Source organism: Cellulomonas sp. NPDC055163 (genome assembly GCF_053607065.1).
Map to the genome: position 1 here is coordinate 80,914 of NZ_JBSGSU010000004.1, position 13,511 is coordinate 94,424.

The window sequence follows — 13,511 nt, forward strand, 5'->3', positions numbered from 1 at the left end:
GAAAGCCCTCTTGGGAGCCTCGGGGGTTGTCTTCACGCCAGCAAGGTACCCTAACCAAACCTCCCCAGGTACCCCCCCCCACGTCGCCCTTGTTCCCGCACCGCGCTCGGGGTGCACACCCCGCGGTCACCCTCGCGCGCCGCGCAGGACGCCCCCGTAGATTGGACAGCCATGCCCACCGACCGGCCGACCGACCGGCCCACGACCGCCGCCGACGGGGACCTCCCGGTGGGCGCCGCGGCACCCACCACCCGCAGGGCGGCCCCCGCGGGTCCCCGCCGGGTCGCCGCACCGCCCGCCCCCGTCCCGGCGAGCGCCGCGTGGCGCGAGGGCGACCCCGTGGGCCGCCGGCAGTTCGCCGACCTCGGCCCGCTGCGCCTCGAGGCAGGCGGTCGCCTCGGCTCCGTCCGCCTCGCCTACGAGACGTGGGGCACGCTCAACGAGGCCGGCGACAACGCCGTGCTCGTGCTGCACGCGCTGACCGGCGACTCCCACGTCACCGGCGACGCGGGCCCCGGGCACCCGACGCCCGGCTGGTGGCGCTCGCTCGTCGGCCCCGGCGCACCGATCGACACGGACCGGTGGTTCGTCGTCGCACCCAACGCGCTCGGCGGCTGCCAGGGCTCGACCGGCCCCGCGTCGACCGCGCCCGACGGCCGGCCGTGGGGTGGCCGCTTCCCCCACATCACGGTCCGTGACCAGGTCGCGGCGGAGACCCGCCTGACCGACGCGCTCGGCATCGACTCGTGGGCGCTCGTCGTCGGGGCCTCGATGGGTGGGCAGCGGGTGCTCGAGTGGGGCGTGAGCGCGCGCGACCGGGTCCGGTCCCTCGCGGCGATCGCCACGGCCGCGCAGACGTCCGGCGACCAGATCGCGAGCTTCCACACGCAGCTCGCCGCGATCCACGCCGACCCGAGGTTCCGCGACGGGGACTACTACGACGCGCCCGACGGCGAGGGCCCGCACGTGGGGCTCGGCATCGCGCGGCAGATCGCGCACCAGACCTATCGGAGCGCGCGCGAGCTCGACGTTCGGTTCGGGCGGATCCCGCAGGGCGGGGAGGACCCGCTCGAGGGCGGGCGCTTCGCGGTGCAGTCCTACCTCGACCACCACGGCGACAAGCTCGCACGGCGGTTCGACGCCAACACGTACGTCGCGCTGACCCGCACGATGGTCACGCACGACCTCGGGCGGGACCGCGGGGGCGTCGAGGCGGCGCTCGCGAGCATCACCGCGCGCTCGCTCGTCGTCGCGGTCGACTCCGACCGGCTGTTCCTGCCCGCGCAGTCCGACCGCATCGCCGCCGGGATCCCCGGCTCGGGGCCGGTGCGCACGATCCGCTCGGAGTTCGGGCACGACGGTTTCCTCATCGAGGCCGAGCAGGTCGGCGCGATCGTGCGCGAGTTCCTCGCGGAAGGCTGACGGGGGCCGATCCGGACGAGCGCTGCGGCCCGGCGCCGTCCGGCGACACGTCTCGGCCGTGGCGGGCCGGCACGCGGGGCCGCGGCCGGGCGCACGAGCGCGGACCCGTGCCGGACGCCTGCCCGGTTCGGCCCGGTCTGGGGCACGATGGGAGCATGACGCACCCCTCGTCGACCGACCTCGCCGCCGCCTCGACCGCGCTGCACGCCCAGTGGGACCTCCTGCGGCGATGGGTCGGGACCGTGGTCGACGCACGCGCGGCACGCGCCGAGAGCGTGCTCGAGGGCTGGACCGTGGGCGACCTCGTCGCGCACCTCGGCCGCGCGATGGACTCGCTCACCGCGGTCGAGGTCGCCCCCGCCGGGACCGTCCCGCTCACCCTCGCCGAGTACCTCGGGCAGTACGCCGACCGGGCGTCGGAGACCGCGGAGGCGACGCGCCAGCTCACCGCCGAGCTCGGTGACAACCCCCTCCCCGCGGTCGACGCGCTCGCCCGTGCCGCGTTCGCGCGCCTCGACGCCCTCGGCACGTCCGACGTCGTCGTGCTCGCCCGCCGTGGACCCGTGCTGCTCTCCGACATGGTCGCCTCACGCGTGCTCGAGCTCGTGGTGCACGCCGACGACCTCGCCCGCTCGCTGCGGGGCACCGGCCGCACCGACCCGTCCGGCGCCGGTCCCGTCGACCACGACGCCCTCGACCTCGTCGCCGGTGTGCTGCTGCGCATCGTCGTCGCGCGCGGCGGGTGGAGCCTCGAGGTCGCCCGGCCGCTCACGTGGGTCCGGCTCGCCGCGGGCCGCGTCCCGTACGACGTCGACGTCCTCGCCGAGGCGCTGAGCCCGCAGTACACGTCCGACGCCGTGCCGGACCTCGGCCGGATGCTGCCGCTGCTCTGACACGACCACCCGGTCGGGCCCTCACGGCCCGATCCTCCCTGCCGATCGTGCCGGGGACAGCCCAGGGACGGACGGGAAGGTGGCAGCGTCGTGCTCGCGCTCGTCTACGCCTTCGTCGCGCTCGTCGCGCTCGTCCCCGCGCTGACGTCCTGGCAGCACCGTGCGCGCGGGCCCGCCGCCCGGCCGCTCGCGCTGCTGCACCTCGGGATCGCGTACTGGAGCGCCTTCGACGCGGCCTCGGCCGCCGTCACCGACCCCGGGCTGGCGTACGCGTTCAGCCTCGCGATCTACCCGGGCGTGTGCGCCGTGATCGCGGGCTTCCTGTGGCAGGCGCTCGTCGCCGCGGGCCACGCGGAGCAGCTCCGCCGCCGGCACGCCGTGCTGCTCGCGGTCGTCCCGGTGCTGACCGTCGTCGCCGCCGCGACCGACCCGTGGCACCACCTGTTCTTCACGTCGGTCGAGCGCGCGCCGGCCGGCGCGATGCCGCACGTCGACTTCGGTCCGCTGTTCTGGGTGCACAGCGCGTACAGCTACGCGCTGAGCGCCGCCGCGACCGTGCTGCTCGTGCAGGCGATGCGCCGCTCGATCGCCGGCCAGCGCCGCACGTTCGTCCTCGTCCTCGTCGCCGCCGCGGCACCGACCGTCGGCAACGTCGCGACGCTCACCGGCGTGGCGGGGCCCCAGACGGTCGACCTGACACCCGTCCTGTTCCTCGTGACGGCGCTGTCGTGGTGGCTGCTCGACCGCCGCTGGGGCCAGGGGCTGGCGCTGCCGTCGCTGTCCGCGCGCCAGGTCCTCGCCGCGCTGGGCGACGCCGCCATGGTGCTCGACCCGTGGGGCCGGTTCCTCGACCTCAACCCCGCGGCGGTCCGGCTCCTCGCGCGCGCGCCCGGCGCGGCGGGCTCCACGCTCATCGGCGCGCGGTGGCGCGACGTGCTGGGGCCCGAGCTGACGGACGCGCTCGGGAGCCGCGACCCCGTGACGGTCACGACGCAGGACGGCCAGGTGCTCGACGTGCGGGTCACCGAGATCCGGTCGCGGCAGGGCCGGCTGCTCGGCTTCGTGGCCGTCGCCCGGGACGTCACCGAGCTCGAGCACCTGCGCGCGGACCTCGTCGACCAGGCGTCGCGCGACGCCCTCACGCACGTCCACAACCGGCGGCACCTGGCGCTCGCGCTCGCCACGGAGGTCGCCCGGTCGGCGTCCGCGGGCACGCCGCTGACGGTCGTCATGGTCGACCTCGACCACTTCAAGCACGTCAACGACACGCACGGGCACGCCGTCGGCGACGAGCTGCTCGTGTTCCTCGCGACCACGCTCGCGTCGAGCCTGCGGGGCACCGACGTCGTCGCTCGGTACGGCGGCGAGGAGTTCGTGGTCGTCATGCCCGGCGCGGACGTCGGCGTCGCGACGAGGCGTGCCGAGGAGTGGCGGGCGGCGTGCGCGGGCACGACCGTGCAGGCGGCCGCCGGGCCGGTCGGGGTGACCATCAGCCTCGGCGTCGCGGAGGCGGTCCCCGGCGACACCCCCGAGACCCTCCTGCGGCGGGCGGACGACGCGCTGTACCGCGCCAAGAGCGACGGGCGCGACCGGGTGGTCGTCGCGGACCCGCAGCCGCCCTCGCGCACGCTCGAGCCCGCACCGTCCGGGTCGCACTGACCCCGCACCCGGCGGCGTCCGGGCCTCGCGGAGCCCGCCGGGCTACGGTGCTCGCATGCTCGCTGCGTACGTGACCCGCTTCGGCGCCACGCCCGAGGACCTGCTCGACGGCCTCGAGGTCGGCGAGCGCCCCGAACCCGAGCCGCGCGAGCACTGGACGACCGTCGACGTGCGCGCCGCGTCCCTCAACCACCACGACCTGTGGTCGCTGCGCGGCGTGGGCCTGCGCGCCGAGGCCCTGCCGATGGTCCTCGGGACGGACGCCGCCGGGGTCACCCCCGACGGGCGCGAGGTCGTCGTGCACGGCGTCGTCGGCGGCGCGCTCGGCCACGGCGTGGGGCCCGACGAGCCGCGCTCGCTGCTGTCCGAGCGGTACCCCGGCACGCTCGCGGAGCGCGTCGCGGTGCCGACGTGGAACCTCGTCGACAAGCCCGCGGGGCTCTCGTTCGTCGAGGCCGCGTGCGTGCCGACCGCGTGGCTCACCGCCTACACGATGCTGTTCACGCGCGGGGGCGCGACCCCGGGCCAGCGTGTGCTCGTGCAGGGTGCCGGCGGCGGGGTCGCGACGGCCGCGGTCCTGCTCGGTGCGGCGGCCGGGCTCGAGGTGCTCGTGACGAGCCGCGACGAGGCCCGCCGCGCCCGGGCCGTCGAGCTCGGCGCCGCCGGGGCGTTCGAGACCGGCGGCCGGCTGCCCGGCAAGGTGGACCTGGTGCTGGAGACCGTCGGCGCGGCGACGTGGTCGCACTCCGTGCGCTCGGTGCGCCCCGGCGGCACGATCGTCGTCGCGGGCGCGACCTCGGGCGACGCGAGCCCCGCCGAGCTGCAGCGGATCTTCTTCCTCGAGATCAGCGTCCTCGGGGTCACCATGGGCGCCAAGGAGGACCTCGTGCACCTGCTCGCGATGCTCGACCGCACCGGGGTCCGCCCGCTCGTGGACGCGACGTTCCCGCTGACCCGCGCACGCGACGGCCTCGACCGCCTCGCGCGCGGCGCGCAGTTCGGCAAGGTCGTCGTCGAGGTCTGACGCGGCGCCCGACCGGGGCCTCCCGGCCGGGCGGCACGAGCGGCCGGCGCGGGCCGGCGGAGAGGCGGGTGCGTGGCCGGCCGGTGGGGACCCGACGTGCTAGGCGACGACTTCCGCGCCCGGACCCTCGCGCTCGCGCCCGACGACGAGGGCGACGTCGTCGCGACGCTCGTGCGGTACGCGCCCCCGACGCCCGAGCCGGTGCGGCCCGCCCGCGCGGTGCTCTACGTGCACGGGTGGTCCGACTACTTCTTCCAGACCGGGCTCGCCCGGTACTGGCACGCGCAGGGGGCCGCGTTCTACGCGCTCGACCTGCGCAAGTACGGCCGCAGCCTGCGCCCGCACCAGACCCCGGGCTACGTCGACGACCTGCGCACCTACGACGAGGACCTCGACGCGGCGCTGACCCAGGTGCAGCGGGACCTCGGGCCACGGGCCCGGGTGATGGTCATGGGGCACTCGACGGGCGGCCTCGTCGCCGCGCTGTGGGCGGACCGCAACCCCGGGCGGCTGAGCGGGCTCGTCCTCAACAGCCCCTGGCTCGAGCTCCAGGGCTCGGCGGTGCTGCGGCACGTCAGCGCCCCGGCCATCGCGCGGATGGCCCAGCTCCAGCCGCGGGCTCCGCTGCCCAACATCGACCCCGGGTACTACGCGCGCACGGTCCGCGCGACCGACGGCGGCGAGTGGACCTACGAGGACCGCTGGCGACCCGTGCCGTCGTTCCCGGTGCGCGCCGGGTGGCTCAGCGCGATCATGACCGGCCACGCGCAGGTCGCGCGCGGGCTCGCGATAGACGCCCCCGTGCTCACGCTCGTCTCGGCGCGCACCGTGATCAGCCGGCGCTGGAACGAGGACATGCGGGCCGCCGACATCGTGCTCGACGTGGAGCTCGTCGCGCGCCGCGCGGTGCAGCTCGGCCCCGTCGTCACGGTCGTGCGCGTGCCGGGCGGGCTGCACGACCTCACGCTCTCGCCCGCGCCGGTGCGCGCGCGGTTCTACGGCGAGATCTCCCGGTGGGCGGGCAGCTACGGGTGGGTCGCCGCGCGCTGACCCGCCGCGCACTGACCACCGCGAGCGCCTCGCCGGTGCGGGTCAGCGGACGCCTGCCGCCTCCGCGAGCGTCGGGCCCCCGTCGCCGACACGCCACGAGCTCCACCCGTCGACGGCGCCCTCGGCGTTCGCGGCCTCGGCCGCCGCCTCGTCGGGGTCGGCGTGCACGCGGCCGCCGGGCAGCTCGATCAGTCCGTCGCCGCGCAGCGTCGCGACGAGGCGCTGGCCGCGGCGCTCGCGGAACCACACGAGCGTCGCGACGGCGCCGCGCCCCCGGGCGAGCGCCGCGAGGGCGGGGTCGGGGCTCGGGGCGGACGACGCGCCGGTGAACGACGCCGGCCGCAGCGAACCGGCGAGCGGCACGTCCGGGACGTCGGTGCGGGGCCGGCGGTCCCGCACCGGGAGGTCCTCGTCGGGCGCCGGCGCGCGGCCGGGGAGGTCCGGGGCGGCGGTCGTCGGGGCAGGGGCCCCGAGCGCGGGGGTGCCCGGCGCGGGGGACGTCGGTGCGAGCGTCGCCGGCGCGGAGGAAGCCGGCGCGGGGGACGCCGGTGCGGAGGAAGCCGGCGTGGAAGACGGCGGCAGGGACGAGGTCGGTGCGGAGGACGGCGGCAGGGAGGACGTCGGCGCCGGGGGCGTCGCCGCGGGGGTGCCGGCGGGCACCGGGTGGTGCTCGCCGGACGTGCCGAGGGCCTGGGAGGAGGCCGCCGGCGCACCGTTCGCAGGGGTCGCGACCCGGCGCTCGTCGGTGAGGAACGCCGGCCGGTACGGCTCCGGGGTGGGGATCGGCGCGGGAGTCGACCCGGACGGGCTGCCGGCCCCCGGCGCACCGGCCCCCGGCGCCGCGAGCGAGCCCGACGCCGCTGGGTCCGGCGGGGTCGCCCCGGACGGTGCCAGACCCGACGCCGTCGCTCGCGACGCACCCGCGGGTGCCGGTCCGGAGGCCGGCGTGGACGGGCTCGCCCACGCCGCGCTCGTCGCCTCGACGGCGGAACCCGCGCCCGGGACGCCCCGGCCGGCGGGTGCCTGCCCCGTCGGGCGGTCGGGCAGGAAGATCGGCGCCGTGAGCGGGCTCGGTTCGCGGCGGGCCGGCCGCATCCGCGCGGCGTCGAACGCGCGCGCACGGGCGAGCGCCTCGTCGGCGGCCCGGAGCTCGGCGGCGTGCACCGCGGGGTCGCGCGGGAGGTCGGTCGTCGTGCTCTCGTCGGCACGCCGTCGGGCGGCGGCGCGCTCCTCGGCCGCCCGCTGCTCCTCAGGGCGCGGCGCGAACCCGCCGGACCGCGTCGGGGGCTCGGGCAGCGCCTCGTCGTCGTCCTCGAGCGGCACCGGCGCCATGCGCATCGTCAGCTCGACGTCCGCGGCGACGGCGAGGGCCGGACGCGGCGCCGGCACGGGCGCGGGCGCGGATGTCGGTGCTGCCGGAGCCGGAGCCGGAGCCGGAGCCGGAGCCGGAGAAGCGTCCGTGACGGGCTGCGGACCGTCCACGTCCCGCACGTCCCACTCCTCGGCGGAGGGCCGCGGCACGGGCACGGGCGCCGGCTCCGGGCGGGGGCGCTCCGCGGCCGCCGCGCGCGCCGCGACGCTCTCGTGCGCCGACGCGCCCGTCACCGTGAGGGGCGCGGGGACCGGCGCGGGGACGATCATCGCGGCGGGCTCGACGGGGCGCGGCGTGCGGTGCGGGCCGAGCTGGACCGGCGAGACGTCGACGTACCGGCGCCCGTCGCCACCCTGCACGACGCCCATCTGGAGGACCTCGACCTGGCGGCCCGGCTGGCGCAGGAACGCGAGGGCGTCGCTCACGTCGTCGTCGACCTCGGAGCACACGAGGACGAGGCGGGAGCCCGTGCGGGGGGCGTGCTGCGCGGTGAGCGGCGAGCGGTCGCGGAACACCGCGAGGTCCGCGTCGAACGCCTCGCGGCCGCCCTGGTAGGCGCGTGCGAGGTCCGAGCGCGTCAGCCGGGCGGCCTGTCCGGCGAAGCCCAGCGCGCGCACGAGCGCCTCGACGTCGAGCAGGTGGACGACGTCGACGACCACCGGCTGACCGCCCGCGTCGAGCGCGAGCAGGTGCGGCGCCTCGTCGTCCTCGTGGCGCACCCGCACCTGGAAGAGCTGCTCGCCGAGGAGCGCGGTGAGGTGGTCAGCGACGAGCGCGGAGGTGTCCGGCGCGAACGTCGAGCTCGCGGGCTGCATCGGCTGGACCAGGAGGGGTCGACCTTCGTCGAGCTCGAAGATCGGCACTGCCTCTCCCTCCTCGGGCGCGCGCAGCCGCCGTGCGCACCCGCGTCGATCGCCCCGGACGACCGCCCCCGGCCGCCCGGCGAACACTCTCCCACGCCCCGCTGCGAAGCCCAACCGGCCCTCACCCGAACGCTGCCGCGGCGCAGGCGGACGGCGGGCGGCCCACCCCGGGGCGACGCGCCCGGCCCGGTCTGCCGCCGGGCCGGCGGGCCGCGGCGTGCCCGGCGCACGGCAGCCCAGCCAGCCGCCGCCGGGCTCGTCGGTACCGACGAGTCAGGGTCCGACGGGGAGCACCCGCCAGCTCAGCGACCTTCCGCGACCGCCGTCGCGCCGGCGGGCAGGTGCGCCGCGAGGAGCTCCGCGAGGTGCACGCCCCGGACCCCGGCGAGCTGCTCGGCCTGCGTGCGGCACGAGAACCCGTCGGCGAGGTACACGTCGCCCGGCGCGGCGTCGCGCAGCGCGGGCAGCAGCGCGTGCTCCGCGACGGCCACGGACGTCTCGTAGTGGCCCTTCTCCATCCCGAAGTTGCCCGCGAGGCCGCAGCACCCGGCGAGCGTCGAGAACTGCGCGCCCGCCTCCGTCAGGAGCGTGCGGTCCGCGGTGTAGGTCATGACGGAGTGGTGGTGGCAGTGCGGCTGGACGACGGCGGTCACGCCCGACAGGTCGGGGAGCTCCCAGCGCTCGCGCGGGCCGATCGGCGCGGGGGCGGTGAGCAGCTCCGCCAGGGTCCGGGTCTCGCGGGCGACCGCGACCGCGCGGGGGTCGTCGGGCAGCAGGTCGAGCAGGTCCGAGCGCAGGACGGCGGTGCACGAGGGCTCGAGGCCGACGATCGGGACGCCGTTGACCGCGTACGGGCCGAGCACGCCGAGCAGGTGCGTGAGGCGCTCGCGCGCACCGTCGAGCTGGCCGGTGGTGATCCACGTGAGCCCGCAGCACGCCTCGTCCTCGGGCACGATCACCTCGTACCCGGCGGCGCGCAGCACCCGCACGGCGGCCTGCGCGACCGAGGGCGCGAGCCCGTCGCTGAACGAGTCGGTCCACAGCAGCACGCGCGGCCGGCGGGCACCCTCGGGCGCCTCGTCGTCCACCGCGCCCGCACCCCGCGTGACCTGCGCCGACCCCTCGCCGCGCGCCCACGCCCGGAACGGCGTCGGGGCGAACGTGACCATCTTCCGGCGCGTGTCCATGCCGCCCGCGGCGAGCACGAGCCGCGCGACCGGGCGGATCGCCAGCGCCGCGTTGGCGAGGCGCGCGAGCCCGGGCACGCCGGTCACGAGCCGGGTCCACCGCGGGAGCCAGCCGAGCGCGTAGTGGCTCACGGGGCGCAGGCGCCCGCGGTACGTGCGGTGCAGCACCTCGGACTTGTACTGCGCCATGTCGACGCCCGCCGGGCAGTCGCTCGAGCACGCCTTGCACGCGAGGCACAGGTCGAGCACCTCGTGGACCTCGGGTGCGGCCCAGCCCTGCGTGACGAACGTGCCGTTCGCCATCTCCTGGAGCACGCGCGCACGGCCGCGGGTCGAGTCCTTCTCGTCGCGCGTCGCGAGGTACGACGGGCACATGAACCCGCCGGCCGCGGACGTGTCTGCGCGGCACTTGCCGACCCCGACGCAGCGGTGCACGGCCGTCGTGAAGTCCCCGGCGTCGTGCGCGAACGCGAACCCGCCCGAGCCCGCGAGCAGCGATCGGGCGTGCGGACGGCGCAGGTCCGCGTCGAGCGGGCGCGGGCGCACGAGCACGCCGGGGTTGAGCAGGTCACGGGGGTCGAGGAGGTCCTTGACGGCCTCGAACGCCGCGATGGCCTTCGCCGAGTACATGACGGGCAGCAGCTCGCTGCGCGCGCGCCCGTCGCCGTGCTCGCCCGAGAGCGAGCCGCCGTGCGCGGCGACGAGGTGCGCTGCGTCGGTCATGAAGGCGCGCAGCGGGTCGCCCGAGCGCTCGAGCGGGACGTCGAGGCGCAGGTGCACGCACCCGTCGCCGAAGTGCCCGTAGGCGAGCCCGTCGACCGCGTGCGTGGCCATGAGCGCCTCGAGCTCGCGCAGGTACGCGCCGAGCCGCGCGGGCGGCACCGCGGAGTCCTCGAAGCCCGGCCACGCCTGCTCGCCCGACGGCGTGCGCCCCCCGAGGCCGGCGCCGTCCTCGCGGATCCGCCACATCGCCGCCGCCTGCGGTCCGGGCGGGAACACCCCCACCGCGTCGGTCCCCGCGTCGGCCGCGAACGCGCGCGCCCGGGTCATCGCCTCGTCGAGGTCCGCTCCCCCGACCTCGACCATGAGCCAGCCCCCGCCCGTCGGCAGCGGCGGGACGGCGCTCGCGCCCTTGACGCGGCGGACGACGTCGACGAGCCGGGCGTCCATCCCCTCGATCGCGAGCGGGGCGTGCGCGAGGAGCGCGGGCACGGCGTCGGCGGCCGTCGGCATGTCCGGGTAGCCGAGCACGACGAGCACCGGCGCCGCGGCGACCGGGACGAGGTTGACGGTCGCGCCGAGCAGCGTCACGAGCGTGCCCTCGGTCCCGACGAGCGCCTTGGCGAGGTCCGCGCCGTTCTCGGGGAGCAGGTGCTCGAGCGAGTACCCGGAGACCTGCCGGCCGAAGCGGCCCAGCTCGGTGCGGATCGTCTCGAGGTTCGCGCGCACGAGGCCGTCGAGGCCCGGCACCGGGTCGAGCCCGCGGGCGGCCTCGAACCGCCGGCCGGTGCCGTCGACCACGTCGAGCGCGAGCACGTTGTCCGCGGTCCGCCCGTACGCCACGGCGCGCGGGCCGCACGCGTTGTTGCCGATCATGCCGCCGAGGGTCGCGCGGGCCTGCGTCGACGGGTCGGGCCCGAACCGCAGCCCGTGCGGGGCGGCCTGGCGCTGGAGCTCGGACATGACGACGCCGGGCTCGACGCGTGCGGTGCGGGCCTCGGGGTCGATCGCGAGCACCCGGTTCACGTGCCGGGAGAAGTCGAGCACGACGCCGGTGCCGACGGCGTTCCCCGCGACCGACGTGCCGCCGCCGCGAGACGTCAGCGGGACGCCCGCCGCGCGGGTCACCTCGAGCGCCGCCAGCACGTCGTCGGTGTCCCGCGGGAACACGACGACCTGCGGGACGACCCGGTAGTTCGACGCGTCCGTGGAGTACTCGGCGCGACGCCGGGAGGAGTCGTCCACGGCGCCCCGGACCGCGGAGCGCAGCGCGGCGACGACGTCGGGGGTGGGCTGCGCGGCCGCGTCCGAGCGCTGCGCGGGATCCGTCACGGTCGACACGGCTGCAGTCTCCCACCCACAGCCCGGCACCCGCGCCGGGTGCCCAGGTTCACCCTGGTGGCCGTGCACACGGAACGGCGCCCTGCCGATATCTCTTGCATGACAGGCACAGCACGGCAGTCGCGCTCGCGGGATCGTCGTAACTTCGTGCCGTCCCCCCGCGGCACTGCGGGACGCGCGGCCCCCGACGTGCGTCCCGCAGTGCGCGGGCTGGATCCCGCCGAGGTCATGTGGCTCGCGGAGTCCCGAGAGCTTCTGCGCGGACCCGGGCTCGACCTCACCGACGTCGACCGGCTCGGCGTCCTGCTCGACGAGCTCATGGGCGCCTGGCACGCCGTCGAGACGGCCGTGCGCTGGGACCCGCTGCCCACGATCACCGCCCTCGGGCTGCTCGCCGGCGACGCGATCGTCGCGCGCGTGCCCGGGCTCACGTGGGTGCGCGTCGAGAGCTCGCCGAGCATCGCGCTGGCACACCCCCGCACCACGGCGCTCGAGCTCCCCCTCGACGCCGTCGCCGCCCTCTGGCGGGCCGGCGTCCCCGAGGGGCTGCCCACGTTCGTGCGCGAGGTGACGGACCGCACGCTCGCCCGCGTCACCCAGGTCGACGAGCCCCCGCGCCTCACGGGCGCGCTGCGGCTGCTCGCGCGCCTGCGCTGACACCCGGGCGCTGAGCCGACCTGCGGCGCGCCCGGTCCTGCGGCCACGCACCGCTCCGCACCGACGGCTCCCGCACCGACCGCGGCGCACCGACCGCTCCCGCACCGACCGCGGCGCACCGACCGCTCCCGCACCGACCGCGGCGCACCGACCGCCCCGCGCCGACGGCGTACGCGCGCTCGCACGCGCCGCCGGCGCAGGACGGACGGCGCGCCGGTCAGTCCAGCGCGGCGTCGAGCGTGATCTCGGTGCCGGTCAGGGCCTTGCTCACCGGGCACGTGGCCTTGGCGGCGGCGGCCGCCTTCGCGAAGCCGTCGGCGTCGAGACCCTCGACCTCGCCGCGGACCTTCAGCGCGATCCCGCTGATCCGGAACCCGCCGGCCGGGTCCGGGCTCAGCGTCACGTCGGCCGTGACCTCGAGCGCGACCGGCGTCGCCCCCGCCTCGCCGAGCAGCGCGGACAGCTGCATCGCGTAGCAGGACGAGTGCGCGGCCGCGATGAGCTCCTCGGGGCTCGTGACCCCGCCCGCGTCGTCGGCGGCGCGGCGCGGGAACGAGACGTCGTACGTGCCGACCCTCGAGCTCGTCAGCTCGACCTTGCCGCCCCCGTCCTGCAGGGTCCCGTTCCAGGCGGTGCGTGCGGTACGGACTGGCATGGCGCTCCTTCGTCGTGGCGTGCGCGACGCCGGGCGACGCCGCCCGTCCACCGTAGGGTCGCGGCGGCGGGGGCGACAGCGGTGCGTGCGGTGGCGCCCGTCTGACTCAGGCGGCGAGTTCCGAGCCGCGCTGATAACGGATCGTATGACAAATGCCTCGCCGCTTAGCGGGTGCACGGCCCCGAGCGAGCTATCGCCGCCGGCGTGCGTCTTCCTCGTTCCAGAGCGTGATGACGTGTCCCTCTCCATGCTGCGCGATAACCAGTCGCCTTGTCTCAGCGACTGATCGCGCGCGCACCACGAGTCGCACCCCCGGCTCGTCGCCGACCCAAAGGCGGCCGATGAAGTCGCGTTCCGCGCCGAGGTCGTCAGGACGCTGCTCGGCCATCGGTCTCCTCACTCGCGTTGCTCAAGTGCCTAGCCTTGCGGCTGCAGCCGGTGCTCGTCCTCACTGCATGCCTTGCGGCGCGTGTCGTGTCCGAGGCCAAGCCGATGAGCGAAGTTCGGGGCAGGACGATGCGTCGCCGCTCAGCTATGCCCCAGGTCCGGGCGTCGAATCTACGACACTATGGCTTCTGGATGCGTTTCAGCGCTCGAAGAATGCTTGACCGGAGGTTGGGGTCCACGCTCGAGAGAAGGGTGGAGAGTCGACCTTCCGCGGAACGGCT

Annotated in this window: 9 protein-coding genes; 6 read left to right on the top strand and 3 right to left on the bottom strand. The window is 76.9% G+C overall.

The features are described 5' to 3' along the window. The first annotated feature begins 171 nt into the window (after positions 1-171). The 5 genes from metX (at position 172) to ACWFNE_RS08885 (ending at position 6,048) form a co-directional block, all read left to right on the top strand. On the top strand, positions 172-1,422 hold the full coding sequence (gene metX, locus ACWFNE_RS08865) for a homoserine O-acetyltransferase MetX (protein ID WP_452122054.1): 1,251 nt from the start codon (positions 172-174) through the stop codon (positions 1,420-1,422). Positions 1,423-1,577: 155 nt separating this feature from the next. Then, on the top strand, positions 1,578-2,315 hold the full coding sequence (locus ACWFNE_RS08870) for a maleylpyruvate isomerase N-terminal domain-containing protein (protein WP_452122055.1): 738 nt from the start codon (positions 1,578-1,580) through the stop codon (positions 2,313-2,315). A gap of 90 nt (positions 2,316-2,405) precedes the next feature. After that, on the top strand, positions 2,406-3,974 hold the full coding sequence (locus ACWFNE_RS08875) for a histidine kinase N-terminal 7TM domain-containing diguanylate cyclase (protein ID WP_452122056.1): 1,569 nt from the start codon (positions 2,406-2,408) through the stop codon (positions 3,972-3,974). A gap of 55 nt (positions 3,975-4,029) precedes the next feature. After that, entirely contained in the window at positions 4,030-4,998 is a 969-nt protein-coding gene (locus tag ACWFNE_RS08880; protein WP_452122057.1) for a zinc-binding dehydrogenase, read from the top strand. Between the two features lie 96 nt (positions 4,999-5,094). Beyond that, positions 5,095-6,048 (top strand): alpha/beta hydrolase, encoded by a 954-nt coding sequence (locus tag ACWFNE_RS08885; RefSeq protein ID WP_452122058.1) that lies wholly within the window; start codon positions 5,095-5,097, stop codon positions 6,046-6,048. A gap of 42 nt (positions 6,049-6,090) precedes the next feature. Here ACWFNE_RS08885 and ACWFNE_RS08890 read toward each other — a convergent pair whose 3' ends face one another. Together ACWFNE_RS08890 and ACWFNE_RS08895 are read right to left on the bottom strand one after the other, a co-directional pair. After that, a complete protein-coding gene (locus ACWFNE_RS08890) occupies positions 6,091-8,283 on the bottom strand; it encodes a restriction system modified-DNA reader domain-containing protein (RefSeq protein WP_452122059.1) in 2,193 nt (730 codons plus the stop codon). Between the two features lie 302 nt (positions 8,284-8,585). Next, positions 8,586-11,531, bottom strand: a complete 2,946-nt coding sequence (locus tag ACWFNE_RS08895) for an FAD-binding and (Fe-S)-binding domain-containing protein (protein ID WP_452122060.1) — start codon at positions 11,529-11,531, stop codon at positions 8,586-8,588. A 189-nt stretch (positions 11,532-11,720) separates the two neighbouring features. Here ACWFNE_RS08895 and ACWFNE_RS08900 point away from each other — a divergent pair, with 189 nt between their 5' ends. Continuing rightward, on the top strand, positions 11,721-12,188 hold the full coding sequence (locus tag ACWFNE_RS08900) for a hypothetical protein (protein WP_452122061.1): 468 nt from the start codon (positions 11,721-11,723) through the stop codon (positions 12,186-12,188). A gap of 217 nt (positions 12,189-12,405) precedes the next feature. Here the strand turns inward: ACWFNE_RS08900 and ACWFNE_RS08905 are convergent, their stop codons facing one another. Beyond that, positions 12,406-12,843 (bottom strand): OsmC family peroxiredoxin, encoded by a 438-nt coding sequence (locus ACWFNE_RS08905; protein ID WP_452122062.1) that lies wholly within the window; start codon positions 12,841-12,843, stop codon positions 12,406-12,408. Positions 12,844-13,511 lie beyond the last annotated feature (668 nt).

Excerpts from the sequence above, each read along its gene's own strand:
- metX (WP_452122054.1), top strand. The coding sequence starts at position 172 with ATGCCCACCGACCGGCCGACCGACCGGCCCACGACCGCCGCCGACGGG.
- ACWFNE_RS08870 (WP_452122055.1), top strand. The coding sequence starts at position 1,578 with ATGACGCACCCCTCGTCGACCGACCTCGCCGCCGCCTCGACCGCGCTG.
- ACWFNE_RS08880 (WP_452122057.1), top strand. The coding sequence starts at position 4,030 with ATGCTCGCTGCGTACGTGACCCGCTTCGGCGCCACGCCCGAGGACCTG.
- ACWFNE_RS08905 (WP_452122062.1), bottom strand. The coding sequence starts at position 12,843 with ATGCCAGTCCGTACCGCACGCACCGCCTGGAACGGGACCCTGCAGGAC.